The following is a 26224-nucleotide window of genomic DNA, read 5'->3' on the forward strand; positions in this document are numbered from 1 at the left end:
CCAGTTGATTGCCGGCCAGGGCCATGGCTGCGCCGGCAGTGGTGAGCAGGAGCAGGAGCCGCCGGGCGCGGCTGGGCCCGGCCTTCAACTGATCCGCCGCCTGCGACCACACACTCTGCCGCTGCCACGCCCATTCCACGACCGACGAAGTGGACGGCTCAGTCACGGACGGCAGACTGCCACAATTAGGGCTGGGAAGCTGGCGTGGCCGCTGACGAGTCGCCTAGGTCGCCTTCGTGACCACGCGCCGCACCCAGCCCGGCTAGGCCTGTAATGCGTCTCCGTACCTGGCGAGAACCGCGCGAACCTCGGTGAGGGCCATGCCCTCAGCGTGGGCAGCCAATTGGTCGAGCAGGCTCTCGGCGTCCGCGAGCAAGCCTGCAGCACTGGCCGCACTACATGACCGGGCGAACGCCTCCATCGCCTCCAACGCTCGCTGCCGGTCGGTGTCGCCGGTAGCAGCCAGTCCGGCCAGCGCCAGGGCTCGGACCTCGAGTACATCAGCGCGCTTGTTTTCTTTAGGGATTAGCAGTGCATCGGCAGCCGTGAGCGCAGTTGTGAACGCCCGCACGCCCTCCTCGACGCGGTTCAGCTGCAATAGGGCCACCCCGGCTAGCAGCCGAATGATCGGCTTCTCGGTGGGATTCGACAGGTCGCGCGCCGCGACCGTCGCGTCGAGCGCCATCGCCGGATCACCCATCTCGAGGTGGACCCGCGCCAAGCCAGACCCAGCCGTGGCTGCCAACCCGATGTCGCCGGTGAGGTCCGCAATACCTGCCGCCTGCTGAAGGAGCGGTCCAGCTTGGCGCGGATCCCCGAATGCCAACCAGGCCCGGCCCAGGCCACTCAGCGAGGCGCTCTCGCCGGAGCGGTCGCCGATCTCCCGGGCGATGGCCAGGGCCTGGGTGTACAGGTCGATGGCCTGCCGGTAGTCACCCGACTGGCTGTAGGCGTTCCCCAGGCCGTCCAGTGCGCTGCCCTCGCCGGAGCGGTCGCCGATCTCCCGGGCGATGGCCAGGGCCTGGGTGTACAGGTCGATGGCCTGCCGGTAGTCACCCAACGCGGTCTGGGCGTTCCCCAGGCCGCTCAGCGCGAAGATCTCGCCGGAGCGGTCGCCGATCTCCCGGGTGATGGCCAGTTCCTGGGTGTACAGGTCGATGGCCTGCCGGTAGTCACCCAACTGGCTGTGGGCGTTCCCCAGGCCGTCCAGTGCGCTGCCCTCGCCGGAGCGGTCGCCGATCTCCCGGGCGATGGCCAGGGCCTGGGTGAACAGGTCGATGGCCTGCCGGTAGTCACCCAACGCGGTCTGGGCGTTCCCCAGGCCCCTCAGCGCGAAGATCTCGCCGGAGCGGTCGCCGATCTCCCGGGTGATGGCCAGTTCCTGGGTGAACAGGTCGATGGCCTGCCGGTAGTCACCCAACTGGCTGTGGGCGTTCCCCAGGCCGTCCAGTGCGCTGCCCTCGCCGAAGCGGTCGCCGATCTCCCGGGCGATGGCCAGGGCCTGGGTGTACAGGTCGATGGCCTGCCGGTAGTCACCCGACTGGCTGTGGCCGTTTCCCAGGCCCCTCAGCGCGAAGATCTCGCCGGAGCGGTTGCCGATCTCCCGGGTGATGGCCAGTTCCTGGGTGAACAGGTCGATGGCCTGCCGGTAGTCACCCAACTGGCTGTGGGCGTTCCCCAGGCCGTCCAGTGCGCTGCCCTCGCTCGAGCGGTTGCCGATCTCCCGGGCGATGGTCAGGGCCTGGGTGTACAGGTCGATGGCCTGCCGATAGTGACCTACCGCGGAATGGATGCCCCCCAGGCCGCTCAGCGTGAAGATCTCGCCGGAGCGGTTGCCGATCTCCCGGGTGATGGTCAGGGCCTGGGTGTACAGGTCGATGGCCTGCCGGTAGTCGTCCAACATGAAGTGGGCGTTCCCCAGGTTGCCCAGCATGCCGCCCTCGCTCGAGCGGTCGCCGATCTCCCGGGCGATGGCCAGGGCCTGGGTGTACAGGTCGATGGCCTGCCGATAGTGACCTACCGCGGAATGGATGCTCCCCAGGCCCCTCAGCGTGAAGATCTCGCCGGAGGGGTCGTCGATCTCCCGGGCGATGGTCAGGGCCTGGGTGTACAGGTCGATGGCCTGCCGGTAGTCGTCCAACATGAAGTGGGCGTTCCCCAGGTTGCCCAGCATGCTGCCCTCGCTCAAGCGGTCGCCGATCTCCCGGGCGATGGCCAGGGCCTGGGTGGACAGGTCGATGGCCTGCCGATAGTGACCTACCGCGGAATGGATGCTCCCCAGGCCGCCCAGCGCGCTGGCCTCGCTGAAGCGGTCGCCGATCTCCCGGGCGATGGCTAGGGCCTGGGTGTACAGGTCGATGGCCTGCCGATAGTCACCCAACGCGCCCCGGGAGTTGCCCAGGTTGAGCAGGTGATTAAGGTTTATGGATGAGTCGGTGATCCGCTCGTGGATCACCTCGTGCAGGTCCACGAGAGTGCGGTAGTGGCCCCACCGTTGGAGGTACTCGAAGTCGATGTCGGCCAGGACGGTGGCGGCGGTGTCATAGTCGCCCGTGGCGCAGCGCAATCCGAACTCGGCCAGCTGTGGCTGAAGGTCATTAAGGGTGCGCCAGGACTCTCGCGGCGTGCGAATTTGGGTGTAGTAGTCCGCGGCGCCGGCTTGGAGGCCCGTCAAGGTGAACGTCGCGGCCGAGTCACCGGGGCTCCCGGACCGTAGATGGCTGCGCGCGTAGTCCCGGTCGACCGGGTGCAGGTAGTAATGCCCGTCCTGGAAGCGCACCAGCTGCCGGCGGACCAGCCGGGAGAGGATGGGTGCGGCATTCGTGGTGGGGTTAACCGGTCGCAGCAGGAAGTCGACCCCGACCTCCGAGACCGGCGCGGGAAAGACCGACAAGACCTGCATCACCTGCTGCGCTGGTGGATCCAACAATTGGTACGCCTCCCCGACCAACACTTCGACGACCTGGTCCTCGGGCAGGTGGCGGGTGCGGTTCAGCAGGTCCCGCGGGCTGAGCGTGTCATCGGCGTCGAGAATGGCCTTGACCGCCTCCAGCGCCCGGGGAAATCCGCGGGTGTGCTGGCGCAGCCCGTCGAGCACCGCCTCGGGCGCATCACGTAGCCCGAGGTGACCGTTGTCGTCGAGCTCTCGCAGCACCGTCTCGGCCTCCGGCGAGCCCAGGCCCTCCTCCAATCGCAGCTGGCGCTGGCGGGCCGGCTCGACCTGCAGCAGTGCCGTCGGACGCACCCGCGTTGTGACGACCACGGTGACCGCGTGCGCCGCCGCGCTGAGCACCGCGCTCAACGCCTCGTGCAGGGCCACCTCGTCGAGGGTCTCCCGCTCGGTATTCATCACCGACTCGAGATTGTCCAGCAGTACCACCACTGGCTCAGCAACCGGAAAGGCCTCCAGCAACGCAAGCATCATCTCCGCCGGCGTGTGGTGCGGGTCCTGATACAAGTTCTGCAGTCGCTGTGCCTCGCTGGCCGGCGCCAGCTGCATCAGATCCGCTACGAGGGTTGGGTAATCCACTTTGTGTACGCTGTTGCGGCTTAGATAAATGATTCCCCCCACTGTGATCTCGGCGACGTCGCCCTCCAAGTCGGGAACGCGGCCCGTCTCCAGACCCTTCAGTAGCCGGCACACCATCGCGGTCTTGCCGATTCCACCGCGGCCGACCACTGTCACCATGCGGATTGCCGGATCGGTGATGTAGCGGGCCAGCAGCCCCGTCTCGACCTGCCGATCCTGGAACCAGGCAGGCGCCGTTGCCGGGGGTGGGTTGAGAAACTTTGATGACCTGACTGGCTGCGGCTCGGCCGGTACCTGCTCCCTTACGAGGCCGCTGCGCTGCCGTTGGCGCGTCTCGGCCAGCTCCCGCAGCGACCGTTCCACCAGTCGCGCTAGCTGATCGGGGTTGGCGAAGGACTGCGTGGTCAACTGGCTTTTACGCACGCGGCGACGAAAGGCGTCCTGGCGAGCCCCGAACTCCGCATCGATTAGCTTCGACAGCGGAATGCCTAGGTTGACGGCATCGGTGTCCAGCAGGAATACCAACCGGTCTAAATTCGCGTGGGTGGCGGTGTCGAACTCCAACTCGGTGTACGACACCTCCGGCCTGTCGCGCACCGGGGAGCCGTACCGGGTGCCCAGCACCCCCACAAAGACGTCACACCCCTGCACCCGGTCGATACACACCTGTGCGGGGGCCAGATCCGCGGCGGGAAAGTCGGCCATGTCGACGATCACGTGCCCGGCGGCAGAGATCGCCCGCTCCACCGCGTCGACGTAGGACGATCCTCGCGGAAACTCCCGGAGCTCGGCGGTATGCGAAATGAAGACCCGCCACCGGGCGCCTTCTGTGGCAGCCACCGAACAAGCAAACCGCATCAAGCCCGGGTCGGGAAGCTGTTGTGTCCCCTGGGCCGAGGCCGCGCTGACGGCGGAACCAACGTGTGCTCACAGGATTCGGCATCAGGCAGGCTCAGGCTGCGGCCACGCGGTGTAACCCATGTCGGGCCGTACAGTTGTGACTGCTCAACACGCTGTGCGCGGCGATCCCGGCACGGGAGCGGGTGATCACCTGCGAGGAGGTCTTCGAGTTGCGGGTCCCGCTGCCCGACGTCGTCGCGATGCAGACCCGCCAGCCCAACCTCGAGGGAGCCGGGGAGATCCCGTTGCGCCGGCTGGTCAAGGAGGCGCTGCGGATGCGGCCCTCGCGGATCGTCGTCGGCGAGGTGCGGCAGGAGGAGTGCCTCGATCTGCTCATCGCGCTCAACAGCGGCCTGCCCGGCATGTGCACGCTGCACGCCAACAGCGCCCGCGAGGCCGTGGTCAAGATGTGCACGCTCCCGCTGCTGGCCGGCGACAACATCGGCCACGCCTTCGTCGTCCCGACCGTGGCCGCGAGCGTCGACCTGGTCGTGCACGTGGCCACCGAGGCCTCGGGGCAGCGGCGGGTCCGCGAGATCGTGGCGGTGCCCGGGCGCGCCGAAGGCGGCGTGGTCGAGCTGGCCGACGTCTTCACCACCCGCGAGGGCCGGCTGGTCCGGGCCGAGGGCTTCCCGCCACACGCCGACCGCTTCGCCGCCGCCGGGTTCGACCTGCCCGCGCTGCTGGAGGCGCGCCGGTGACCGGTGCCCTCCTGGGGCTGCTGCTGGGTGTCGGCCTGCTGCTGGTCTGGCGCAGCGGGCCGCGGGCGCCGCAGCGTCGCTCCGGCCCCCGCCCGCCCGGCCGCCGGGCCCGGCTGCTCGCCGAGGCCGGCCTGACCGGCATCAACCCCGCCCAGCTCGTGGCGCTGCAGGCCGGGCTCGGGCTGCTGGCCACCGTCGTCGTCCTCCTCACCACCGGCACGGTCAGCGTGAGCCTCGCCTTCGGCGTGTTCGGGTTCGTGCTGCCGCACGTACAGGTGCGCCGGCTGGCCGCCCGCCGCCGCGCCGACCTGCGGGAGGTGTGGCCGGAGGTCGTGGACAACCTGGCGTCGGCCGTGCGGGCCGGGCTGTCGCTGCCCGAGGCGCTGTCGGCCCTGGCCGTCCGCGGGCCGGAGGTGCTGCGCCCGCCGTTCGCCCGCTTCGCCGCCGACCACCGGTCCAGCGGCCGGTTCGGCGAGAGCCTCGACCGGCTCAAGGCCGACCTCGCCGACCCGGTGGGCGACCGCATCGTCGAGACGCTGCGCGTGGCGCGCGAGGTCGGCGGCTCCGATCTCGGCCGGGTGCTGCGGACCCTGGCGACCTTCCTGCGCGAGGACGCCCGCGCCCGCGCCGAGCTGGAGACCCGGCAGGGCTGGGTCGTGCAGGCCGCCAGGCTGGCCGTCGGCGCGCCCTGGGCGGTCCTGCTGCTGCTGGCCACCCAGTCGACGACGCTGGCGGCCTACGACTCGCCGCTGGGCACGGCGCTGCTGCTCGGCGGCGGCGTGGTCTGTCTGGTGGCCTACCGGCTCATGATGCGGATCGGGCGGCTGCCGCAGGACGTGCGGGTGCTGCAGTGAGCGAGCATCGCAGCGAGCGCCAGCGAGCGAGGAGCGGAGCGAACGGGCCGCGGAGCGGCGGGGTGTCGTCGTGAGCGCCTCCTCGACGGGCATGCTGCTCGGGTTGGCGGCCTCCTCGGGCCTGCTGCTGGTGGTCGGCTTCGCGCCGCCGTTCCGGTCGGTGCGGCTGGTCGACCGGCTGGCGCCGTACATCCACGACACCCCGCCGCCGTCGCGGCTGCTCGGGACGGCGACCGAGCCGGGTCTGCTGGTCGCCGTGCGTCGGGTGTTCGGCCCGCTGGTCGCCGACGGGGCGCGGCTGGTCGACCGGGTGCTCGGCGGCCGCTCCGCGGTCCGGCGCCGGCTCGACGCCCTGGGTGCGGAGCAGACCGTCGAGGACCTGCGCGTCGAGCAGGTGGTCTGGGGCGGGCTCGGCCTGCTCGGCGCGGCGCTGCTGGCCGGCGTCTCGTCGCTGCTGGCCGGCAGCGTCAACGTGCTGTCGGTCGCGCTGCTGTGCCTGGGCGGGCTGCTCGGCGGCGTCCTGGGGCGGGACTGGTGGCTGACCCAGCAGGTACGCCGCCGCGAGGAGTTGCTGCTCGCGGAGTTCCCGGTGGTCGCCGAGCTGCTGGCACTGGCGGTCACCGCGGGGGAGAGCCCGACCGCGGCCATCGCCCGGGTCTCGCGGCTGTCCGGCGGCGAGCTGGCCAGCGAGCTCGGCGGTGCCCTCGGCCGGGCCCGCGCCGGCGTCCCGCTGGTGCAGGCGCTGCAGGAGGTGGCCGACCGGACGTCGGTCGACGCGCTGGCCCGCTTCGTCGACGGCCTGCTCGTCGCCATCGAACGCGGCACCCCGCTGGCCGAGGTGCTGCGCGCACAGGCCGCCGACGTCCGGGAGGCCGGCAAGCGCCAGCTGCTGGAGGCCGGCGGCCGCAAGGAGATCGCCATGATGGTGCCGGTCGTCTTCCTGGTGCTGCCGGTCACCGTCCTGTTCGCCCTGTTCCCGGGGCTAATCAGCATCGTCTCGCTGGCGCGCTGAGCGCCGGCACAACCCGAGGAGGACGACGGATGCGGGCCCTGGCCTGGCTTCTCACGCTCACGGCGGCACTGGCCGCGCGGCTCCGGGAGGACGATCCCGAGCGGGGCGACGTGCCCGGCTGGGTGATGATCACCGTGATGACCGCGGCGCTGGTGCTGGCGATCCTGGTGCCGTTCCGCGAGGCGATCGTGTCGGCGGTGCAGAACGCGCTGGCCTCCGTCACGGCCGGTGGCTGAACGGCGGGACCCCGAGAGAGGCGGCGCCGTCGTCGACTTCGTGCTGGTGTCGGTGCTGGTCGTGGTGCTGCTGCTGGCGGTGCTGCAGGTGGCGGTCTACGTGCACGTGCGCAACGTGGTGACCGCCAGCGCGCAGGAGGGTGCCCGGTACGCGGCCAACGCCGACGTGCCGACGTCGGCGGCGACCGGCCGGGCGCTGGCGACGGTGGCCCGGGCGACGTCGACCGGCACCGCCGAGGGGCTGGTGTGCACCGCCGCGGAGGAGGTCGACCCGACCGGGCTGGTGCTGGTGACGGTGCGCTGCACCGGCGCGGTGCCGACGCTGCTGGCCGGGCTGGGTGACGTGCTGCCGCTGGAGGTCACCGGCCGGGCGGTGGAGGAGGCGGCGTGAGGTGGCTGCGCGCCCGGCTCGGGCAGGTCGCCGGGGAGCGGGGCTCGGCTCTGGTGGAGTTCGTGTTCGTGGCGCTGGTGGTGTTCGTGCCGCTGGTGTACGTGGTGGCCGGGTTCTCCGCGGTGCAGCGCGGGGTGTTCGCCGCGACCGCGGCCGCGCGGGAGGCCGGCCGCGCGCTGGCCACCGCGCCGGACGCCGTCTCCGGGCTGGCGCGGGCCGAGCGGGCCGCGCAGTTGGCGGTGGCCGACCAGTCGGTGGAGGCGTCTGACGTGCGGCTGGCCTACGTCCCGGCTGGCGCTGCGTGCGGGTCGGCCGGCGGGTACGTGCCCACGCTGGCGCCGGGGGAGGAGTTCTCGGTGTGCGCCACGGTGACCGTGCGGATCCCGCTGCTGCCGGAGTTCGTCGACGCCAACACCGCCACCGGCCAGTTCGTCGTCGAGACCGACCGCTACGTCGACCGCTGAGCCGTCCACGGCTCAGCGGCCGAGTGCCTCCTCGGGACTGAGAACTGCGCAGCGGTGATCAGCGGTGCGCCCAGAGCCTCGGCCAGCGCGACGTACCAGGCGTTGTGGGCGGTCATGTCACCGCGCAGGTCCACCAACCGCTAAAAGAACGACGTGAAGGGATGAATGCCGCACGACGGTGCCCTCAGTTTGGCGGTTCGTCGCGCAGGATGTCGTCAGGTGCAGTCCCGAGTTGCTGCGACTTCTCACCTTCCCACTGCTGCACTCGTAGATACTCTTCGTGTAGGTCGCGGTAGCACGCTCCGACGGGCCCGGGGATCTCAAGGTCTTCGTCCGTAACCCACAAGGCATCAATTGCCATATGAGGGGCGCCGAGGATGGCCACGCCTGCGTCGAGTACATCGGAGTTGCCATCACGGGTCAGAGATATCTGCACTCTGTACATGTGAGTGCCCACTACGTTCTCAGGCTCGGGCACCTGCATGGAGAATTCGAACCGATCGGCTTGGCCGGGTTCGATCTCCTGGGCGACGTCAACGTCCAGGATCTGATTGGGCTGCGGGTCAAGGGGCAGCGTCACGTCATACGTCTGGCTGACCATCAGCGCGCCGCCAGCTTCGCAAACGTCGAAGAAGGCATGGTCGAGAATCTGAAGCCGCGCGCCATCCACTACGGAGACCTGATCACCGACATTGCGTAATACGACCTGCAATCGGGGTGCCACTATCTTGAATTCGCCTTCTCGTTGGCCGACCGCGATGGAGCCGTCTTGCACCGCAATGTCGACGATCTCGAGCTCGGTGCGCGGTCGACTCATCCACCACGTGAATGCTGCGGCCACCAGAGCGACGAGTAGCGGGGCGATCAGATACACGGCGACCTTCTCCGAAGTCAGCCAACGCGACTTCGTTGCCGGTCCGACAGACTGGCCCTGATCAGTCACCATTCCGCTCCCGTGGCATCCGGAAAGGGTGAGGACGACGCCGTGGTCGTCCGTTCAACGCCTTCACTAATAGGCAACGTGATATTGGCCGACCTGGCGTCACGGGTCCGTCACCAGGGCGTCACCGTTCCGATTGCGCGTTACTGGCAGGGCGCTTGCCCTGCTGGGCTCCGAGGCGTGACCTGTCTCGTTGGTCCGCAGGCGGGCCGCAGGACATGCCAAGAGCCATCAGCCACGAGCGCGCGTGTGATCGGCATCGGGCTTGGTCGCGTCGCTTCGGCCTCAACGACCTCCGCCCTCGACCACGTGGTGTTGCTCAAGGAACTGGGCGGGTGCCGCATGCTCGCTGAGCTGACACCCAGGTGTGAGCAAGGTGACGCGGCTCGATTGGGCCTAATGGCCTGGCGTGCGCCATGGCGATCGTCTGGATCACCGACGAGGACCGCCAGGACATGCACCATGCAGCGGAAGAGCGTCGCGTCCCAGCTGAGCTCGAGCAGAAGTACGCGGTGTACCGGGAGGCGGACAGGACCCCGCTGACCGAGGGGCGGCTGCGGATCCTCAACGGGCAATTGGACCTGTCGCCATCCAGGAGAGGGCGGAGAAGGAGGACCGAGAAGGTCGACGGCAAGGTGACGGATGAGTGACCACCGTCCGCGGTGCTGTCTGGCTGGCCGCTCTCGCCATCGCGTCTGTCGCGGCGTACGCCACGCTCGTCGTGCTGCCCTACTTCGTCAACGACCTCGATCGCTTCCCGTTGGCCGAGGTCGGAGGCGGCTACCACGACCCCAAGGACCTGTGGCCGACGACGGTCCCGTACGTCGGTGGATAGCTGCACCTGGGTGGCGTGCTGTCGATGGTCTTCGCCCCGATGACGCTCCTGTGTGTGGCCTTCACGAGCGGGTGCGCGTCGGGGGGCCATCACCCGCCGGGCACCAGGGGTTGCAGCCGCGCACGCAGTCGGTCCCTGGTGTGCGTCGTCGCTGCAGCGTGGTTCTTCAGCCCCTTCGCGCAGGCTCTCGCCGCGTGGCAGATGGACCAGCGCGGTACCGGTGACCCTGAACCGTCCCTGACTTGAGCGCCGGAAATCCGATGTCGCCTCGCGCTGGCGGACGCGTCGAGCACCTTCACCCGCTGTCGCGGTCGGCGCGGACCACGTCGGCCGACGAGAACGTGCTGAACCCCGCACCGGCGCCGCGCTCCAGGTGTGCCCGGACCTCCGACACCACGGCGGCCGGCCGTTGCCCACCGGCGTCCTCGACGACCCCCGCCGGCACCGGCTCCTCCAGGCCCTCGCCGGTCTCCTCGGCGCGCCGGTGGACGTCCCCCGACATGTCGGAGGTCAGCCCATCGTCTTCTGGCCGTCGATCGACTCCCGCAGGATGTCGGCGTGACCGGCGTGCTGGGCGGTCTCCGCGATGACGTGGAGGAACACGCGCCGGACCGACCAGCTGGCGCCCGGCTCGAACCAGGGCGCCTCCGGCAGCGCGTGCTCGGCGTCCAGGTCGAGCGTGGCGACGAGCTCGTCGGTGTGCCGGGCGACCTCCTCGTAGTCGGCCAGCACGCCGGCCAGCGTCTCGCCGGGCGCGAGGTGCCAGTGCCGGGTCGCGGCGTCGGGGCCCCAGTTGCGGTGCATCGCCTCGGCGCCGCCCTCGGCGAACCGCACCCAGCCGGCCTCCGTGGCCGCCACGTGCTTGATCAGCCCGGCCAGGTTGAGCGCGCTGACGGTCGGCCGCCGCGTCGTCTGCTCGTCGGTGAGATCGCGGACGGTGAAGCGCAGGAACGCCCGGTGCCGCCGCAGCGACTCGATCAGGTCGGCCCGCTCGCGGGTGAGGGTGGTCGAGCCGGTCATGGGGTCCCCTTCCGCCGTCCTCGGACTGGTCGGTGCCGACGCTAGGGGGAGGGAGTGCCGGACGGAACGGATCGGCATCCGCCGATGACCCCGGCGTATCAGAACCGTCATACCTGCGTCCTAACGTGCAGCTCACAGGCACCGTTGGCCAGGAGGTCGTCATGAGCCCGACCATCACCAGCATCGACCAGCTCGACCTCGACATCTCGGTCGCCTACATCGCGCTCGGCGTCGCCCGCAGCTCGTGGGACCGGTGCCCGAGCGCGGAGAACAGCCGCGCCGTCGACGAGGCGGAGCGCAGTGTCAACCGCCTCCTCGAGGACCGGTTCGCCGCCCAGCAGTGACCCGCCACGAGGAGGGTCGTCCGAGCCGTCCCCACGGGCCGCGACGGCGGGTCCGGCCGGCCGATGCCGGGGTCGCGACCCGCGCCGCCCGGAGCCCGGACATCCCCCTTTCGTGTTCGGGGAGTGACGAGAGCCACTCTCGTGATCTCCACAATCGTCACGAAGGGTGATGACAACCGACTAACTCGTGCGCGACACCCCGCGTAGAGCGGGTCCAAGCGCAGGTTCCCCCGATCGGTGCGGCATCTGACGATCTAGCGCGCTTACGGTGCGTCAGGCGCCCGACCGGGTGCCAGCGAGAGGACCGATCGGCTCCCCCCGACCCCGCGCAGCGGCGCGCGGGTGCGGCACCGGGCGCCGGAGCCTGCCACGGACGGCAGCCCCGGCCGGCCCCGTACCGCGGGTCCTCTGGTCCTGCCTGTCCGCCGGGCGCTGCGCCGTGTGCGCGCGCCCGGACCGCTCCACCGACGAATGGGTTCGCTCTTGCCTGTCACAGCTCCTCCGTCGTGCCGCGTGCCGTCGTCGTCGGTCGCCCTCCGGGAAGGAGGCAGCCTCCCGGTCACGTCCCGGCGTGGCTGACCTCGACACCCGGACGGACTACCCCTACGACGACTTCAGCGAGCTCGCCGGACCGCTGCAGGAGCCGGCCGCGGACCACCGCGTCCGCTTCCGCCCGGTCACCCGGGGCGGGGCGCGCGTGCGGGCCTGGCTGCTGGTGTCGACGGCCCTGCTCTTCGAGGTCCTGTTCCTCGCCTTCCTGCTGCGGCCGGCCAACCACCCGGTGTTCACCGGCGGCTGGCAGGCGTACCTGGCCATGGCGCTCATCGGCAGCATCGCCGTCATCGAGGGGCTGCGGCTGCTCAACGTCTGCACCCTGGCCGTGGCCACGCTCAACGCCCGCGACCCGGTCCCGATGACCCCGCTGACCGGTCAGCGCCTGGCGTTCATCACCACGATCGTGCCGGGCTCGGAGCCCATCGAGATGGTGCGGCGGACCCTCGAGGCCGCCGTCGCCGTCCGGTACGAGGGCACGTTCGACGTCTGGCTGCTCGACGAGGGCGACGACCCGGCCGTGCGGGCCATGTGCGCCGAGCTCGGCGTCCGGCACTTCAGCCGGGCCGGGGTGCCGCGGTGGAACCAGAGCTCGGGCCGGCACAAGGCACGCACCAAGCACGGCAACTACAACGCCTGGCTCGAGGCCCACGGCGCCGAGTACGACTTCTGGGTGTCGGTGGACACCGACCACGTGCCGATGCCGAACATGGCCGAGCGGCTCATGGGCTACTTCCACGACCCCGACGTCGCCTTCGTCGTGGGGCCGCAGGTCTACGGCAACTACGACAACCTCGTCACCCGGGCCGCCGAGTCCCAGCAGTACCTGTTCCACAGCGTCCTGCAGCGGGCGGCGAACCGGTCGACCAGCGCGATGTTCGTCGGCACCAACAACGCGGTGCGGATCTCGGCGCTGCGGGCCGTCGGCGGGCTGCAGGACTCCATCACCGAGGACGCCGCGACCAGCCTCGTCTGGCACGCCGCCCGCAACCCACAGACCGGGGCGCGGTGGAAGTCGGTGTACACCCCCGACGTCCTGGCGGTCGGCGAGGGCCCGAGCACCTGGCGTGACTACTTCACCCAGCAGGGCCGCTGGGCCCGCGGGACCGACGAGGTCGTCCTCCGCCGGTTCTGGCGGCTGGTCCCGCGGATGCCGTTGCGCCGGCTGACGCACTACGCGCTGCTGATGTCGTACTACCCGGCCGCTGCGATCAGCTGGGTGCTCGGCATCACCAACCTGGTCGCCTACCTGCTCACCGGCGTCGCGGGCCTGATGGTGCCCGCCCAGCTGTGGCTGATGCTCTACGTCAACGCCGCGGTGCTGCAGGTCGCCGTCTACTTCTGGAACCGCAAGCACAACGTCAGCCCGCACGAGGAGGAGGGGTCCTCGGGGGTCAGCGGGATGGCCATCTCGGTGATGTCGGCGCCGATCTACGTCAGCGCCTTCCTCGCCGCGGTGCGCAACCGCAGCACCGGGTTCCACGTCACCCGCAAGGGCGCGGTCAGCGGTGACCGGCTCGGCGTCTTCGGCCGGCACCTGGGCTGGGCCGCCGTCCTGGTGGTCGCGCTCGCGGCCTCGCAACTGCTCGGCCACACCCACCCGGCCATCCGCGTCTGGGCGCTGCTGAGCCTCGCCATGGCCCTGCTGCCGGTCGCCCTCTGGAGCGCCGGGCGGGCGCGCGCACGCCTGCGCACGCCGGCCCCGGCCCTGCCCGCACCCGACGTCGTCCCGGCGCCGGCCCTCGCCGCGCCGGCCGTCCGGTTCGTCGGCAACCGGCTCGTCGACGTCCCCCAGACCCAGGAGAGCACCCGATGACCCGACGCAGGCCGCGCCCCGCGCGGCGGCTGCGCAACGCCGCCCTGGTCGCCGCCGCGGTGGCCGGGCTGGTGGCCGCCAACGGCCCGGTCGTGACGGCCGTCGCCGAGGAGGTCTACACCGACTACCAGCGCAGCCGCCCCGACTACCAGGCGGAGTACGGCTCCTGGGAGACCATCGAGCTGCCCGAGGAGTACCGCGGCCAGGCCGTGCACGCCGCCCTGCTCCACACCGGCGACGTGCTGCTCATCGCGGGGTCGGGCAACAACGCCCGCGACTTCGAGGCCGGCACCTTCCGGACCATCCTCTGGGACCCGGTCAGCGGAGAGGCCGAGGAGATCCCGACGCCGGAGGACCTGTTCTGCTCCGGGCACGCCTACCTGCCCAACGGCAACCTGCTCGTCGCGGGCGGCACCCGCGACTACGAGGTCCTCGCCGACGACGTCACGCACGCCGCCGGCGTCCTCACCGTCAAGAACGAGCGCCTCGACGGCCCGGTGACCCTGCCCGCGGGCACCCGCTTCACCGCGCTGGGCAACGCGTACGTGACCGCCGAGGAGGTCACGGTGCCACCCGCGCACCTCATGCCCGACGGCAGCTCCATGGCCGGCGAGATGGAGGTGTGGATCGAGGCCGAGGAAGAAGGCGAGCAGGCCGTCGTCCGGGGCGGCCAGCAGTTCCAGGTCGAGGAGTTCAGCCCGGAGGAGCGGTCCACGCTCTACGGCCAGGGCGACACGATCACCCTGGACAAGCAGAACTACACCGGCCTCGACGCCTCCTACGAGTACGACGTCGCCAGTGAGCGCTACGTCGAGACCGAGCGGCTGACCGAGTCGCGCTGGTACCCGACGCTCGTGGGCCTCGAGGACGGCGGCGTGCTCGCCGTCTCCGGCCTCGACGAGTACGGCCAGGTCGTCGACGGCGACAACGAGGTCTACGACCCGGCCACCCGCACCTGGGAGAACCGCCCCGACCTGGAGCGCTACTTCCCGACCTACCCCGCGCTGTTCCGCCTCGCCGACGGCCACCGGGTGTTCTACAGCGGCTCCAACACCGGCTACGGGCCGGCCGAGGAGGGCCGCCAGCCGGGCATCTGGGACCTGCGGGACAACAGCTGGCAGGACGTCGAGGGCCTGCGCGACCCGGAGTTCAACGAGACCAGCACCTCGTTCATGCTCGCGCCGGTGCAGGACCAGCGGGTCGGCATCGTCGGTGGTGGCGGCGTCGGCGACAGCGAGGAGTCCACGGCCCGCTTCGACGTCGTCGACCTCAGCGAGCCCGAGCCGCGCTACGAGCCCGCCGGCGTCGACTACCCGAGCCCGGCCCGCTACGTCAACGCGGTGACGCTGCCCGACGACACCACGCTGCTCACCGGGGGTTCGGTCGGCTACCGCGGCAACTCGCAGAGCGACCTGTTCCTGACCACGCGGTACGACCCGCACAGCGGCCACCTGCACGAGGCGGCGCCCAACGAGGTGGGTCGCAACTACCACGCGACCGCGCTGCTGCTGCCCGACGGGCGGGTCATGACCATGGGCTCGGACCCGCTGTTCTCCGACGAGGAGAACACCATCCCCGGCCGGTTCGACACCCGTATCGAGATCTACTCCCCGCCCTACCTGTTCGCCGGGGACCGGCCGGCCATCACCGAGGCCCCGCAGGAGATCGGCCGGGGGAGCAGCTTCCGGGTCGAGACCGAGGGCAGCGTCGCCGAGGCCCGGCTGATGCGGCCCAGCGCCGTGACCCACCAGACCGACCCCGAGCAGCGGTCCGTCGCGCTCGAGGTCGGGCCGGGGTCCTGCCCCGAGGACGCCTCCGGTGCGCACGCCGCCCACGGCGGCGCCGGTCACCAGGCCGCCGACGGCGGCGGCTCCTGCCCGGACGGCTGCTGCGGCAGCGGGACGGTCGAGCTGACCGTCCCCGAGGAGGAGGGGCTGACCCCCTCGGGCTGGTACATGTTGGTCGTGGTCGACGACGAGGGCGTCCCCTCCCCGGCGCGCTGGGTGCACGTGGGATGACCGCAGCACCCCCGCGCCGGCGGTCGCTGCGCGCCGCGGTGCTGGCCGTCGTGGCCGGCACCGCGGTCGCCTGCGGCGGCGGCACGGCCGACCCCGAGCCCGCCGCTCCCGAGCAGGACAGCCAGGGCCGGAGCGCCCTGGCGGGCGAGGAGCTGTGGCTCAACCCCGAGGGCCACGGACCCGTCGCGGTGGAGCAGGCGCGGGCCGAGGGGCGGACCGAGGACGCCGAGGCGCTCGCCGAGCTGGCCGAGCAGCCGACCGCCACCTGGATCGCCACGAACGACAACCCCTATCCGGCGGTCGAGGAGATCTCGCTGGCCGCCGACGCGGCCGGGCAGCTGCCGGTCCTGGTGGCCTACAACGTGCCGGGACGCGACTGCGGCTCCTACTCCAGCGGCGGCGCCCCCGACACCGACGCCTACCTCGCCTGGATCGGCAGCTTCGCCGCGGCGCTCGGCGACCGTCCCGCCGTCGTCGTGCTGGAGCCCGACGCCGTCCCGCAGGCCGTGGTGGGCTGCCCGGGGCTCGACGCTGCGGCCCGCTACGAGGTGCTCTCCCAGGCGGTGGAGATCCTCGACCGGCAGCCCGGCGCCCGGATCTACCTCGACGCCGGCAACGCCAGCTGGATCCAGGACCTGCCGGTGCTCGCCGACGCCCTGCGCAGCAGCGGGATCGACTCGGCCGACGGGTTCTCGCTCAACGTCGCCAACTACGAGACGACCGCGGCCAGCACGGAGTACGGGACGGAGCTCTCGCAGGCGCTCGAGGAGGGCGCCCCCGAGGGAGCGCCGCCGGCGCACTTCGTCGTCGACACCAGCCGCAACGGTTCCGGCCCGCCGGAGACCGCCGACAGCGACGAGGGCCGCTGGTGCAACCCGCCGGGGCGGACGCTCGGTGAGCCGCCGACGACCTCGACCGACGTCGACCGCCTGGACGCACTGCTGTGGATCAAGCAGCCCGGCGACTCCGACGGCACCTGCGGCGGCGGCCCGCCGGCGGGTCAGTGGTGGCCGGAGGCGGCCCTGGAGCTGGTGGCCGGCTGACCCCGCCGGTGCGTCACTCGCTCCAGGGCGCGTAGTCCGTGCCGCCGCCGAGCGCGGTGAGCACGATCATCCCGGTGAAGGCGAGCAGGATGAACGCCACCACGACGGCGAACAGCACCCAGCTGCGCTCCTCGATGCCGCGCTTCTCGGGGGTGAGCGGGGTGGCCGGTTCGTCGGAGGGCCGCTGGGTCTCCTCGTCCGCGGCGGGCGGGCGGTCGACGGGCGTGGTCATGGCGACTCCCTGGGTGGGCGCCTCGGGCGCCGGGTGATCGGCGTCCGGTGATCACGCTAGGGCGGTCACGGGGCGCCGGAACGGGTCGGAAGTCCCTGCCGGAGGGCACCTGACGGTCCGCCCCGGGACTCCCGATCCGATCCTGGGCGGTCCGCGCGCCCGGTGAGCCGGGCCGGAGGTCCCGCGACGCAGGGCCCCACGACCTCATCCCGACGCCCGGGGTCCGGACCCCGGGGTCCGGACCCCGGGGTCAGCCGCCGCGCTCGACCTCGGCCTGCACGATGCCGCCGATCGCGGTCTGCAGCGCCGGGTTGGCGGTGTCGCCCTCGGCCAGGGCGGCGCGGGCGGCCTCGGGCAGCAGTGCGGGGTCGACGTCGTCGAGCCAGGTCACCTCCCCGCCGACGCGGCGGCCCACCTGCAGGCCCTCGGTTCCCTGGCGCAGCACGTACTGGTCGCCGTCGACGTCGATCGTCAGGTCGTCGCTCATGGGCGGCCCCTACCCCGCGGGCACCGGCGCACGCACCGCAGGATGGGGGCGTGGAGACCGAGGTGGTCGAGGTCGTCGTCACCGGGCCGGACGCCGACTGGCTGGCCGGCTACGCGCGGACGCTGGTCGAGGAGCGGCTGGCCGCCTGCGGGCAGCAGCTCGCGGCGATCCGCTCGGTGTACCGCTGGGAGGGGGCGGTGCACGACGAGGCCGAGGCCCGGGTCGCGCTGCACACCCGCCGCTCCCTGGTGCCGGCGCTGGTCGCGCGCACCCGCGAGCTGCACCCCTACGACGTCCCGTGCGTGCTCGCCCTGCCGGTCGCCGACGGCGATCCCGGCTACCTGCGCTGGGTGCTCGCCGAGACCCGCGAACCCTAGGGGGTCAGCAGCAGCTTGCCGCGCACGTGCCCCTCGCGGCTGCGCCGCAGCGCGTCGGCGGTCCGCTCGAAGGGGTAGGTGCCCGCGACCGGCAGCTGCAATCTGCCCTCCGCCACGAGCCGCGCGACCTCGGCCAGCCGGGGCGCGGCGCCCTCGCTGCTCGTGGTCACCTGCACGCCGAGGTCGCCGGCGCCGAAGTCGGCGGTGGTGACCACCCGCCCGGGGTCGCCGGTGAGGGTGACCAGGTCGCGCACCGACCCCCGCCCCGCGGTGTCGACGGCGCCGTCGACCCCGTCCGGCACGAGCTCGCGCACCCGCTCCGGCAGGCCCTCGCCGTAGGTGGTGGCCAGGGCGCCGAGGGAGCGGACGAACTCGGTGTTGGCCTGCGACGAGGTGCCCACGACGCGCAGCCCCCGGCTGAGGGCGACCTGCACGGCGGCGATGCCGACCCCGCCGCTGGCGCCGTCGACGACGACGGTGGAGCCCTCGGGCAGCCCCAGCAGGTCGAGGACGCGGACGGCGGTCTCCCCGGCGACGCCGAGCCCGGCCGCGGCCGCGAGGTCCACGCTCGGCGGCGCGGGCGCCCACGCGGTGAGGACGGCGTGCTCGGCGGCCGTGGCGCGGCCCAGCCCGAACACCGCGTCGCCGACGGCGACGCCGGTCACGCCCTCGCCGACCTCGTCGACGACCCCGGCCGCGTCGAAGCCCGGCACGGTCGGCCCCGCCGGCGCGCCGCCGCGGGCCGTCAGCCCGGTGACCTGCTTCCAGTCGATCGGGTTGACGCTCGCCGCCCGGACGGCGATGCGGACCCGGCCCGGCCCGGCGTGCGGCTCGTCGACCTCCCCGACGCCCACGACCTCGGGCTCCCCGTACTCGGTGTAGACGACGGCGCGCATGGGCGGGCTCCTCCCGGACGGCGGTGACGTGCGGCTGCAACCACCGTGGCCGCCGTCACCTTCCGCGGGGCCGGTCAACCGGGCTCGCCGCGCGCCTTCCGCCGGGCCACCACGACCAGGTCGACCAGCGCCACCGCGGCGAGGACGAACAGCAGCACCGCGGGCCAGGACGGCAGGTCGGTGCGCAGCCACAGGACCCCGAACACGACGCAGGTGACCAGCCCGAACGCGGCGAGGACCAGCCGCAGGGTGAGCGCCGACTGCGCCGGCGCCGCGCCGCCGATGCCCGCCGTCGGGTCGTGGTGGTCGGGCAGGCCGCGCGCGTACTCCTCGCGGGTCCGCCGGCGCCGGGGCTCGCTCATGCCGGGGGGATACCCGGCGCCGCCCCCGGCCACCCGGCGGCCCGCTGCGAGGATGGCGGCCGTGACACCGGCCGCCCGCGACACCACCGCCGTCCTCCGCGAGCTCGGCGCGGCCCTGCTGGCCGCCGCGCCGGCGGACGCGGCGCGGCTGCGCTACCGCGCCACGGTGGTCGGCGACGTCCGTCGCGACCAGCTCACCGCGGAGCCCGGCGACGGGCCGCCGGTGCCGGTGCCGGTGACCGACGCCGTCCGGGCGCGGGTCGAGGAGCTCAAGCGGGTCATGTGGACGCCCGAGCGCGGCACATGGCTGCAGACCGAGATGGTGCTCGACCGGTCCACCGGCCGGCTGCTGCCGCTGTTCAACGCCGAGGCCGTGCCCGCCGGCCCGCCGCTGCCGCGGGAGGCGCTGGTCGCCGAGCTGCGTGACTTCCCCCGCCCGCCCGACGCCGTCCCCGGGTGGATGACCGAGGTGATCGGCTGACCCTGCCGCCCGGCACCGGCCGCCCCCGGGCGCACTACCCTGGATCGACGTGGCCGCAGACTTCGCCGTCGTCCTCGACGAGCTCGACACGACCCTCCGGAGCATCGAGTCGGTCCTCGACGTCGACCGGCTCCGCCGGGAGGTCGCCGACCTCGAGCAGCAGGCGGCCGCGCCCGACCTCTGGAACGACGTCGAGGCCGCCCAGGCGCTGACCTCGCGGCTGTCCTACCTGCAGGGCGACCTGCGCCGGGTGGAGGAGCTGCGCAGCCGGCTCGACGACGTGGGCCTGCTGCACGAGATGGCCGCGGAGGAGAACGACGAGGCCACCACCGCCGAGGCCGAGCGGGAGCTCGAGGCGCTGCGCAAGGCGATCGACGAGCTCGAGGTCCGCACGCTGCTCAACGGCGAGTACGACTCCCGCGAGGCGCTGGTGACCATCCGCTCGGAGGCCGGCGGGGTCGACGCCGCCGACTTCGCCGAGATGCTCATGCGGATGTACCTGCGCTGGGCCGAGCGGCACAAGTACGCCGTCGAGGTCTACGACACCAGCTACGCGGAGGAGGCCGGCATCAAGTCGGCGACCTTCGCCGTCAAGCAGCCCTACGCCTACGGCACCCTCTCGGTCGAGCAGGGCACCCACCGGCTGGTGCGCATCTCGCCCTTCGACAACCAGGGCCGCCGGCAGACCTCGTTCGCCGGCGTCGAGGTGCTGCCCGTCGTCGAGCAGACCGACCACGTCGAGATCCCGGAGAACGAGATCCGCATCGACGTGTTCCGGTCGAGCGGGCCGGGCGGGCAGAGCGTGAACACCACCGACTCCGCCGTGCGGATCACCCACCTGCCCACCGGCATCGTCGTCTCCTGCCAGAACGAGAAGAGCCAGATCCAGAACCGGGCCGCGGCGATGCGCGTGCTGCAGGCGCGGCTGCTGGCCAAGCGGCAGGAGGAGCAGCGCGCCGCGATGGACGCGCTCAAGGGCGAGGGCTCGAGCTGGGGCAACCAGATGCGCTCCTACGTGCTGCACCCCTACCAGATGGTGAAGGACCTGCGGACCGAGCAGGAGACCGGGAACACCACGGCGGTCCTCGACGGCGACATCGACGCGTTCATCGAGGCCGGCATCCGCTGGCGCCGTCAGCAGGAGAGCGTGCCGGCCAGCTGAGCATCGCCTCCGTCACACCGCGGCGCGGTTGGCGGGCCGATCCCGCTGGGTAGCGGGGGAGGTCGCGGAATCGCTCCCGGAGCGTCTCGGTGCGAACCGACCAGGGTGCGGCTCCGGACAGGTACCGTGGCCCCTCGTGATCGAATTGCAACACGTCACCAAGCTCTACCCGGCCAGCCCCCGGCCGGCCCTCGATGACGTGACGACGGAGATCGACAAGGGGGAGTTCGTCTTCCTCATCGGCTCCTCGGGCTCCGGCAAGTCGACGTTCCTCCGGCTGCTGCTCAAGGAGGACGACCCCACCCGCGGGACGATCACGGTCAACGGCAAGACCCTCAACGGCATGAGCAAGTGGCAGGTGCCCAAGCTCCGCCGCACCATGGGCTGCGTCTTCCAGGACTTCCGCCTGCTCCGCAACCGCACCGTCGCGGAGAACGTGGCCTTCGCCCTCGAGGTCATCAACAAGCCGCACCGCACGATCAAGCGGGTCGTGCCCGAGGTGCTGGAGATGGTCGGGCTCGACGGGAAGGCCAACCGGCTGCCGCACGAGCTCTCCGGTGGTGAGCAGCAGCGGGTCGCGATCGCCCGCGCGTTCGTCAACCGGCCGCTGGTGCTGCTCGCCGACGAGCCCACCGGCAACCTGGACCCGGACACCAGCGAGGGGATCATGCTGCTGCTGGAGCGGATCAACCGCACCGGCACCACCGTGATCATGGCGACGCACGACTACCACATCGTCGACTCCATGCGCCGCCGCGTCATCGAGCTCAACGGGGGCCAGATCACCCGCGACCAGTCGCGCGGCGTCTACGGCGTCGGCCGCTGACGGTCGCCCCCCGCCACGACCTGCACCTCACGACAGGGAACCCATGCGCGTCAACTTCGTCCTCTCCGAGGTGGCCACCGGGCTGCGTCGCAACCTGACCATGACGGTCGCGATGATCCTGACCACGGCCATCTCGCTCGGTCTCATGGGGACCGGCCTGCTCATCGCCGGGATGATCTCCGACATGAAGGAGATCTACTACGACAAGGTGCAGGTCTCCATCTTCCTGGCCGACGGCGTCACCGACGAGCAGCGCAGCGCCATCGAGACCCAGCTCGCCGACTCGCCGGAGGTGGCCACCTTCCTCTACGAGTCCAAGGAGGAGGCCTACGAGCGCTTCCGGCAGCAGTTCTCCCAGCAGCCCGAGCTGGTCGAGAACACGCCGCCGGACGCGCTGCCGGAGAGCTTCCGGGTGGAGCTGGTCAACCCCGAGCGCTACGAGGTCATCGCCGCGGAGTTCCCCAACGGGCAGAACGGCGTGGACCAGGTCCGCGACGAGGGCGACTTCCTCGACCGGCTGTTCAGCCTGCTCAACGGCGCCCGCAACGCGACCATCGCCGTGGCGGTGGTCCAGGCGCTGGCGGCGCTGCTGCTGATCTCCAACACGATCCAGCTGGCGGCGTTCAACCGGCGCAACGAGACCAACATCATGCGCCTGGTCGGTGCCTCCCGCTGGTACACCCAGCTGCCGTTCATCCTCGAGGCGGCGCTCGCCGGGCTCATCGGCGCGGCGCTCGCGGTGGGCGGCCTGGTGCTGACCAAGGTGCTCTTCGTCGACCGGACGCTGGCCGGGCCGATCAAGGCGGGCATCATCCCGCCGGTCGACTGGAGCGCCATCGCCACGATCAGCCCGATCATCGCCGGTGCCGGCGTGGGCCTGGCCGCGGTCGCCGCCTACGTCACGCTGCGCCTCTACGTGCGTCTCTAGCGGGTTCGCCGCCTCCCGTCGCGGGCGGGGCCGGAGGCGGGTAGACAGCGGGCATGACGACGGTCGACGTCAGCGGTGTCCACGAGCAGGCGGCAGCGGGGGCGGGCGACGTCGACGCCGGCCGCGCCGACGTCCGCGCCGCGCTGCGGCGGCTCGGCGGGGTCGGCGCGTTCGGGTCCGACGACGAGGACCCCACCGAGGAGCTGCTGACCGCGGTGCGGATGGTCCGCCGGCTGGCGTCGGTGTCGCTGGCCACCGCCTTCGCCGCCTGGTCCCAGCGGATGGTGATCGAGTACCTGGGCGGCGCCACGCATTCCGGACCGCTCGGCGCCCTGGCCAAGGGGCTGCGCGCCGGCACGGTGGCCGGCGCCAGCGCGATGGCCCCGGCGGTCGCCGACCTCGCCGGCACCGGCACGCTGCCGGTCACCGCCACCCGCGACGGGGACGGCTGGCGGCTGTCGGGCACGGTCGCGTGGGCGTCGAACCTCTTCGACGACGCCGTCGTGGTCACCCCCGCGCGGATCCCCGACGAGGGCCGGCTGGTCGTGTGCCTGCGGCGCACCGACGACGGCGTGACCCCGACCGCGCTCTACGACCTGCTCGGCCTCAACGGCACCGGCACCGGCGGGCTGGAGCTCGACGGCGTCGCGATCGGCCCGGGGCAGGTGCTCAGCGACGACCTCGCCTCCTTCATGGCGGTGTGCCGGCCGGCGATGCTGCTGATGCAGACCGCGATGGCCGTCGGCGTCACCGACGCCGCGCTGGCCGCCTCGACCGAGCACCGGCCCGCCGTGCTGCGGGCCGACGGCGACGCCCTGGGCGAGCGGCGCGACGACACCGTGCGGCGGCTGGAGGACCTCGCCGGCGACCGGGTGGGCGTGCACCCCGGCGACCTGGCCCGGCTGCGGCTGGCCGCGCTGGACCTGGCCGCCGACGCGGTGCGGCTGGAGTCGGCGGTCGCCGGGGGAGCGGGCTACCTGGCCGGCAGCGACACCGCCCGCCGGGTGCGCGAGGTCGCCTTCCTCCCGGTGCAGGCGCCCACCTACGCGCAGCTGCGCCGGGAGGTCGCGGTGTCCGACGGTGGGCGGGCACCGGCCCGGTAACCTGGGGATATGCCGCGGGAACAGGGGCGCAAGCTGATCGCCCAGAACAAGAAGGCGCGGCACGACTACTCGATCCTCGACACCTACGAGGTCGGCCTGGTGCTCACCGGCACCGAGGTGAAGAGCCTGCGCGCCGGCCGTGCGTCGCTGGTCGACGGCTTCGCCACCGTCGACGACGGCGAGGTGTGGCTCCAGCACGTGCACATCCCCGAGTACACGCAGGGGACCTGGACCAACCACGCCCCGCGCCGCAAGCGCAAGGTGCTCATGCACCGCGAGGAGATCGACAAGCTGATCGGCAAGACCCGCGAGGGCGGCCTGACGCTCGTGCCGCTGGACCTGTACTTCAAGGACGGCAAGGTCAAGGCCACCCTCGCCCTGGCCAAGGGCAAGAAGTCCTACGACAAGCGCCAGGACCTCGCCGAGCGCGACTCGCGCCGGGAGATCCAGCGGGCGTTCGGGCGGTACGTCAAGGGCCGCCGGTGATGCGGGGGATCGCCTACGACCGGTTCGGCTCCTCCCAGGTCCTGACGCTGCGCGACGACCTGCCCGAGCCCCCGGTCGGGCCCGACACCGTGCTCGTCCGCACCCACGCCGCCGGGGTCAACCCGGTCGACGTCGGGATCCGCGAGGGGCACCTGGCCGCGGCCTACCCGCACCACTTCCCGATCGTCCCCGGCTGGGACCTGGCCGGCACCGTCGAGGCGGTCGGCCCGGCGGTGGTCGACCTCGCCCCCGGGGACGAGGTCATGGGCTACCTGCGCCGCGACGAGGTGCAGTGGGGGACCGCCGCCGAACTGGTGCCGGCGCCGCAGCGCTGTCTGGCGCGCAAGCCCGGGTCGCTGTCGTTCGCCGAGGCCGGGGCGCTGCCGCTGGCCGGGCTGACCGCCTACCAGGCGCTGACCGAGGCGCTCGACGTCGGCGAGGGCGACCGCGTGCTGGTGCACCGGGCCGCGGGCGGGGTCGGCTTCTTCGCCGTGCAGATCGCCGTCGCGCTCGGCGCGCACGTCATCGGCACGGCGAGCCCGCGCAACCACGGGTTCCTGCGTGACGCCGGCGCCGCCGAGGTCCTCGACCACTCGGCCGGGCCGGTCAGCGGGCAGCTGTCGGAGCCGGTCGACGCCGTCCTCGACCTCGTCGGCGGGGCGGCGCTGGCCGACGCCCCGGCGCAGGTGCGCGACGTCGCGCGCCTCGTCAGCGTCGTCGACCCGGCGGTGAACGGGATGGGCGGGCGCTACGTGTTCGTCCGGCCCGAGCGGCACGACCTCGAGGAGCTCGGCCGGATGGCCGACGCCGGCCAGCTGCGGGTGTCCATCGCCCGGGCGTTCCCGCTGGAGCGCACCGCCGAGGCCCACGACCTGGTGGCCGGCGGGCACGTGCGCGGCAAGGTGGTCGTCACGCTGTGACGGTCCGGCCGCCGGCGGGGGACGACGACGTCCCGCGGTTCTGGCGCGAGCTGGGCCTGCCCGGCCTGGTCGACGTCCACGTGCACTTCCTGCCCCCGCGGGTGCAGGCCAAGGTGTGGTCGTACTTCGCCGCCGCGGAGACCCACTACGGCGCCGCCTGGCCGGTGCAGTACGCGCTGCCCGAGGACGAGCGCCTGGCCGTGCTCGGCCGGCTCGGCGTCCGGGCGTTCCCGACGCTGCCCTACCCGCACAGGCCGGGCATGGCGGCGTGGCTCAACGACTGGTCGTCCGCCTTCGCCGACGCCCACCCGCAGGTGCTGCGCTCGGCCACGTTCTTCCCCGAGCCCGAGGCGCCGCACTACGTCGCCGAGGCGCTCGACCGCGGCGTGCGGGTGTTCAAGGTGCACGTGCAGGTGGGTGGCTTCGACCCGCGCCACCCGCTGCTCGACCCGGTCTGGGCGCGGCTGGAGCAGGCCGGGACGCCGGTGGTCGTGCACTGCGGCTCGGGTCCGCTCGCCGGTGAGCACACCGGGCCCGGGCCCGCGGCCGGCCTGCTCGAGCGCCACCCCGGGCTGTGCCTGGTGATCGCCCACCTCGGCATGCCCGAGTACCGCGAGTTCCTCGACCTGGCGCAGCGGTACGAGCGGGTGCACCTGGACACCACGATGTTCGCCACCGGTTTCACCGAGCGGCTCATGCCCTTCGACCCCGCGCTGCGGCCGCGGCTGGCCGCCCTGCGGGACAAGGTGCTGCTCGGCAGCGACTTCCCGTCGATCCCGTACCCGTACGCCGAGCAGCTGGCCGCGCTGGCCCGGCTCGACCTCGGCGACGACTGGCTGCGCGCGGTGCTGCACGACAACGGCGCCCGGCTGTTCGCCCTGGAGGACTGAGTGCCCACGTTCCGGTTCACCGCCGCCGTCCTCGGCACCCCGGACCCGCGCGGCCTGGCCCGCTTCTACCAGCGGCTGCTCGGCTGGCCGATCCGCGACGACGAGCCGGAGTGGGCGACCCTGCGCCCCGCCGACGGCAGCACCGGGCTGTCCTTCCAGCTGGAGGCCGACCACGTGCCGCCGGTGTGGCCGCCGGAGCCGGGCACCCAGCAGATGCAGGTCCACCTCGACCTGGAGGTCGACGACCTCGACGCCGCCTGCGCGCTCGCCGAGGAGGCCGGCGCCCGGCAGGTGGGCGGCCACGAGGACGAGCACGAGGTGGTGCGGGTCTACGCCGACCCCGCGGGCCACCCGTTCTGCCTGTTCGTCCGGCGGTAATCCGGTCGCGGCCGGGGGAGGGACCGGCCTACCGTCCTCGT

At 72.5% G+C, this 26224-nt stretch carries 30 protein-coding genes; 22 read left to right on the forward strand and 8 right to left on the reverse strand.

Annotation, left to right across the window (positions count from 1 at the left end; translation table 11 throughout):
• Nucleotides 1–262: 262 nt before the first annotated feature.
• Nucleotides 263–4369 (reverse strand): tetratricopeptide repeat protein, encoded by a 4107-nt coding sequence (locus ACI79O_RS07005; RefSeq protein ID WP_456913667.1) that lies wholly within the window; start codon nt 4367–4369, stop codon nt 263–265.
• A 173-nt stretch (nt 4370–4542) separates the two neighbouring features.
• Here ACI79O_RS07005 and ACI79O_RS07010 point away from each other — a divergent pair, with 173 nt between their 5' ends.
• The 6 genes from ACI79O_RS07010 to ACI79O_RS07035 all read left to right on the forward strand — a co-directional run bounded on the left by ACI79O_RS07010 (nt 4543) and on the right by ACI79O_RS07035 (nt 8087).
• On the forward strand, nt 4543–5130 hold the full coding sequence (locus tag ACI79O_RS07010; protein ID WP_456913732.1) for an ATPase, T2SS/T4P/T4SS family: 588 nt from the start codon (nt 4543–4545) through the stop codon (nt 5128–5130).
• Nucleotides 5127–5984 carry a type II secretion system F family protein gene (locus tag ACI79O_RS07015; RefSeq protein ID WP_456913668.1) on the forward strand — a complete coding sequence of 286 codons (858 nt, stop codon included), beginning with the start codon at nt 5127–5129 and terminating at the stop codon, nt 5982–5984. The genes ACI79O_RS07010 and ACI79O_RS07015 overlap by 4 nt, the downstream gene beginning before the upstream one ends.
• Nucleotides 5985–6054: 70 nt before the next feature.
• Complete coding sequence (locus tag ACI79O_RS07020) at nt 6055–6996, forward strand: type II secretion system F family protein (RefSeq protein ID WP_456913669.1); 942 nt, start codon at nt 6055–6057, stop codon at nt 6994–6996.
• Between the two features lie 29 nt (nt 6997–7025).
• Complete coding sequence (locus ACI79O_RS07025; RefSeq protein ID WP_456873953.1) at nt 7026–7232, forward strand: hypothetical protein; 207 nt, start codon at nt 7026–7028, stop codon at nt 7230–7232.
• Nucleotides 7225–7623 carry a TadE/TadG family type IV pilus assembly protein gene (locus ACI79O_RS07030; protein WP_456888377.1) on the forward strand — a complete coding sequence of 133 codons (399 nt, stop codon included), beginning with the start codon at nt 7225–7227 and terminating at the stop codon, nt 7621–7623. The genes ACI79O_RS07025 and ACI79O_RS07030 overlap by 8 nt, the downstream gene beginning before the upstream one ends.
• On the forward strand, nt 7620–8087 hold the full coding sequence (locus ACI79O_RS07035; RefSeq protein WP_456913670.1) for a hypothetical protein: 468 nt from the start codon (nt 7620–7622) through the stop codon (nt 8085–8087). Before ACI79O_RS07030 ends, ACI79O_RS07035 begins: the two co-directional genes overlap by 4 nt.
• A gap of 184 nt (nt 8088–8271) precedes the next feature.
• Here ACI79O_RS07035 and ACI79O_RS07040 read toward each other — a convergent pair whose 3' ends face one another.
• On the reverse strand, nt 8272–8961 hold the full coding sequence (locus ACI79O_RS07040) for a hypothetical protein (RefSeq protein ID WP_456888370.1): 690 nt from the start codon (nt 8959–8961) through the stop codon (nt 8272–8274).
• 482 nt (nt 8962–9443) lie between these two features.
• Between ACI79O_RS07040 and ACI79O_RS07045 the strand changes: the two genes are divergently transcribed.
• Nucleotides 9444–9677 (forward strand): hypothetical protein, encoded by a 234-nt coding sequence (locus ACI79O_RS07045; protein ID WP_456888368.1) that lies wholly within the window; start codon nt 9444–9446, stop codon nt 9675–9677.
• Nucleotides 9674–9862 (forward strand): hypothetical protein, encoded by a 189-nt coding sequence (locus tag ACI79O_RS07050; protein WP_456888365.1) that lies wholly within the window; start codon nt 9674–9676, stop codon nt 9860–9862. Before ACI79O_RS07045 ends, ACI79O_RS07050 begins: the two co-directional genes overlap by 4 nt.
• 295 nt (nt 9863–10157) lie before the next feature.
• Here the strand turns inward: ACI79O_RS07050 and ACI79O_RS07055 are convergent, their stop codons facing one another.
• Nucleotides 10158–10364, reverse strand: a complete 207-nt coding sequence (locus ACI79O_RS07055; RefSeq protein ID WP_456888362.1) for a hypothetical protein — start codon at nt 10362–10364, stop codon at nt 10158–10160.
• 8 nt (nt 10365–10372) lie between these two features.
• On the reverse strand, nt 10373–10882 hold the full coding sequence (locus ACI79O_RS07060; RefSeq protein ID WP_456913671.1) for a DinB family protein: 510 nt from the start codon (nt 10880–10882) through the stop codon (nt 10373–10375).
• 161 nt (nt 10883–11043) lie between these two features.
• On the opposite strand from ACI79O_RS07060, the gene ACI79O_RS07065 reads away from it, so the two are divergent.
• The 4 genes from ACI79O_RS07065 (at nt 11044) to ACI79O_RS07080 (ending at nt 16655) form a co-directional block, all read left to right on the forward strand.
• The gene (locus ACI79O_RS07065) at nt 11044–11226 is read left to right on the forward strand and encodes a hypothetical protein (RefSeq protein ID WP_456888359.1); all 183 of its coding nucleotides are present in this window, start codon (nt 11044–11046) and stop codon (nt 11224–11226) included.
• A 571-nt stretch (nt 11227–11797) separates the two neighbouring features.
• Nucleotides 11798–13594 (forward strand): glycosyltransferase family 2 protein, encoded by a 1797-nt coding sequence (locus tag ACI79O_RS07070; RefSeq protein ID WP_456888357.1) that lies wholly within the window; start codon nt 11798–11800, stop codon nt 13592–13594.
• A complete protein-coding gene (gene glxA, locus ACI79O_RS07075; RefSeq protein ID WP_456888355.1) occupies nt 13591–15612 on the forward strand; it encodes a radical copper oxidase GlxA in 2022 nt (673 codons plus the stop codon). The genes ACI79O_RS07070 and glxA overlap by 4 nt, the downstream gene beginning before the upstream one ends.
• Entirely contained in the window at nt 15609–16655 is a 1047-nt protein-coding gene (locus ACI79O_RS07080; RefSeq protein ID WP_456888353.1) for a glycoside hydrolase family 6 protein, read from the forward strand. Before glxA ends, ACI79O_RS07080 begins: the two co-directional genes overlap by 4 nt.
• 13 nt (nt 16656–16668) lie before the next feature.
• Here ACI79O_RS07080 and ACI79O_RS07085 read toward each other — a convergent pair whose 3' ends face one another.
• On the reverse strand, nt 16669–16887 hold the full coding sequence (locus ACI79O_RS07085; RefSeq protein ID WP_456873970.1) for a hypothetical protein: 219 nt from the start codon (nt 16885–16887) through the stop codon (nt 16669–16671).
• Nucleotides 16888–17137: 250 nt separating this feature from the next.
• Complete coding sequence (locus ACI79O_RS07090; protein WP_456888351.1) at nt 17138–17374, reverse strand: hypothetical protein; 237 nt, start codon at nt 17372–17374, stop codon at nt 17138–17140.
• A gap of 50 nt (nt 17375–17424) precedes the next feature.
• Between ACI79O_RS07090 and cutA the strand changes: the two genes are divergently transcribed.
• Complete coding sequence (gene cutA / locus ACI79O_RS07095) at nt 17425–17751, forward strand: divalent-cation tolerance protein CutA (protein WP_456888350.1); 327 nt, start codon at nt 17425–17427, stop codon at nt 17749–17751.
• Here cutA and ACI79O_RS07100 read toward each other — a convergent pair.
• Nucleotides 17748–18647: an NADP-dependent oxidoreductase gene (locus ACI79O_RS07100; RefSeq protein ID WP_456913672.1), complete on the reverse strand. Its 900-nt coding sequence runs from the start codon at nt 18645–18647 to the stop codon at nt 17748–17750. The two genes, cutA and ACI79O_RS07100, sit on opposite strands and share 4 nt — an antisense overlap.
• Nucleotides 18648–18721: 74 nt before the next feature.
• Nucleotides 18722–19009 (reverse strand): DUF6343 family protein, encoded by a 288-nt coding sequence (locus ACI79O_RS07105; RefSeq protein WP_456873974.1) that lies wholly within the window; start codon nt 19007–19009, stop codon nt 18722–18724.
• A 61-nt stretch (nt 19010–19070) separates the two neighbouring features.
• On the opposite strand from ACI79O_RS07105, the gene ACI79O_RS07110 reads away from it, so the two are divergent.
• From ACI79O_RS07110 to ACI79O_RS07150, 9 genes are all read left to right on the forward strand, one after another.
• On the forward strand, nt 19071–19490 hold the full coding sequence (locus ACI79O_RS07110; RefSeq protein WP_456888346.1) for a hypothetical protein: 420 nt from the start codon (nt 19071–19073) through the stop codon (nt 19488–19490).
• A 49-nt stretch (nt 19491–19539) separates the two neighbouring features.
• Nucleotides 19540–20652 carry a peptide chain release factor 2 gene (prfB, locus tag ACI79O_RS07115; RefSeq protein WP_456888345.1) on the forward strand — a complete coding sequence of 371 codons (1113 nt, stop codon included), beginning with the start codon at nt 19540–19542 and terminating at the stop codon, nt 20650–20652.
• A gap of 136 nt (nt 20653–20788) precedes the next feature.
• Nucleotides 20789–21478 (forward strand): cell division ATP-binding protein FtsE, encoded by a 690-nt coding sequence (ftsE, locus tag ACI79O_RS07120; protein WP_456888343.1) that lies wholly within the window; start codon nt 20789–20791, stop codon nt 21476–21478.
• 43 nt (nt 21479–21521) lie between these two features.
• A complete protein-coding gene (gene ftsX / locus ACI79O_RS07125) occupies nt 21522–22406 on the forward strand; it encodes a permease-like cell division protein FtsX (protein ID WP_456888341.1) in 885 nt (294 codons plus the stop codon).
• 53 nt (nt 22407–22459) lie between these two features.
• Complete coding sequence (locus ACI79O_RS07130) at nt 22460–23509, forward strand: hypothetical protein (protein WP_456913673.1); 1050 nt, start codon at nt 22460–22462, stop codon at nt 23507–23509.
• Nucleotides 23510–23518: 9 nt separating this feature from the next.
• Nucleotides 23519–23995: an SsrA-binding protein SmpB gene (gene smpB, locus ACI79O_RS07135; RefSeq protein ID WP_456888337.1), complete on the forward strand. Its 477-nt coding sequence runs from the start codon at nt 23519–23521 to the stop codon at nt 23993–23995.
• Nucleotides 23995–24915 carry an NADP-dependent oxidoreductase gene (locus ACI79O_RS07140; protein WP_456913733.1) on the forward strand — a complete coding sequence of 307 codons (921 nt, stop codon included), beginning with the start codon at nt 23995–23997 and terminating at the stop codon, nt 24913–24915. The genes smpB and ACI79O_RS07140 overlap by 1 nt, the downstream gene beginning before the upstream one ends.
• Nucleotides 24912–25805 carry an amidohydrolase family protein gene (locus ACI79O_RS07145; RefSeq protein WP_456913674.1) on the forward strand — a complete coding sequence of 298 codons (894 nt, stop codon included), beginning with the start codon at nt 24912–24914 and terminating at the stop codon, nt 25803–25805. Before ACI79O_RS07140 ends, ACI79O_RS07145 begins: the two co-directional genes overlap by 4 nt.
• Nucleotides 25806–26183: a VOC family protein gene (locus ACI79O_RS07150; protein WP_456913675.1), complete on the forward strand. Its 378-nt coding sequence runs from the start codon at nt 25806–25808 to the stop codon at nt 26181–26183.
• Nucleotides 26184–26224: the final 41 nt, after the last annotated feature.

The sequence above is a fragment of the Geodermatophilus sp. SYSU D00696 genome (genome assembly GCF_054050235.1).

Excerpts from the sequence above, each read along its gene's own strand:
- ACI79O_RS07025 (WP_456873953.1), top strand. The coding sequence starts at position 7,026 with ATGCGGGCCCTGGCCTGGCTTCTCACGCTCACGGCGGCACTGGCCGCG.
- ACI79O_RS07045 (WP_456888368.1), top strand. The coding sequence starts at position 9,444 with ATGGCGATCGTCTGGATCACCGACGAGGACCGCCAGGACATGCACCAT.
- ACI79O_RS07055 (WP_456888362.1), bottom strand. The coding sequence starts at position 10,364 with ATGTCGGGGGACGTCCACCGGCGCGCCGAGGAGACCGGCGAGGGCCTG.
- ACI79O_RS07060 (WP_456913671.1), bottom strand. The coding sequence starts at position 10,882 with ATGACCGGCTCGACCACCCTCACCCGCGAGCGGGCCGACCTGATCGAG.
- ACI79O_RS07065 (WP_456888359.1), top strand. The coding sequence starts at position 11,044 with ATGAGCCCGACCATCACCAGCATCGACCAGCTCGACCTCGACATCTCG.
- glxA (WP_456888355.1), top strand. The coding sequence starts at position 13,591 with ATGACCCGACGCAGGCCGCGCCCCGCGCGGCGGCTGCGCAACGCCGCC.
- ACI79O_RS07080 (WP_456888353.1), top strand. The coding sequence starts at position 15,609 with ATGACCGCAGCACCCCCGCGCCGGCGGTCGCTGCGCGCCGCGGTGCTG.
- ACI79O_RS07085 (WP_456873970.1), bottom strand. The coding sequence starts at position 16,887 with ATGACCACGCCCGTCGACCGCCCGCCCGCCGCGGACGAGGAGACCCAG.
- ACI79O_RS07090 (WP_456888351.1), bottom strand. The coding sequence starts at position 17,374 with ATGAGCGACGACCTGACGATCGACGTCGACGGCGACCAGTACGTGCTG.
- ACI79O_RS07100 (WP_456913672.1), bottom strand. The coding sequence starts at position 18,647 with ATGCGCGCCGTCGTCTACACCGAGTACGGGGAGCCCGAGGTCGTGGGC.
- ACI79O_RS07105 (WP_456873974.1), bottom strand. The coding sequence starts at position 19,009 with ATGAGCGAGCCCCGGCGCCGGCGGACCCGCGAGGAGTACGCGCGCGGC.
- ftsX (WP_456888341.1), top strand. The coding sequence starts at position 21,522 with ATGCGCGTCAACTTCGTCCTCTCCGAGGTGGCCACCGGGCTGCGTCGC.
- ACI79O_RS07130 (WP_456913673.1), top strand. The coding sequence starts at position 22,460 with ATGACGACGGTCGACGTCAGCGGTGTCCACGAGCAGGCGGCAGCGGGG.
- smpB (WP_456888337.1), top strand. The coding sequence starts at position 23,519 with ATGCCGCGGGAACAGGGGCGCAAGCTGATCGCCCAGAACAAGAAGGCG.
- ACI79O_RS07140 (WP_456913733.1), top strand. The coding sequence starts at position 23,995 with ATGCGGGGGATCGCCTACGACCGGTTCGGCTCCTCCCAGGTCCTGACG.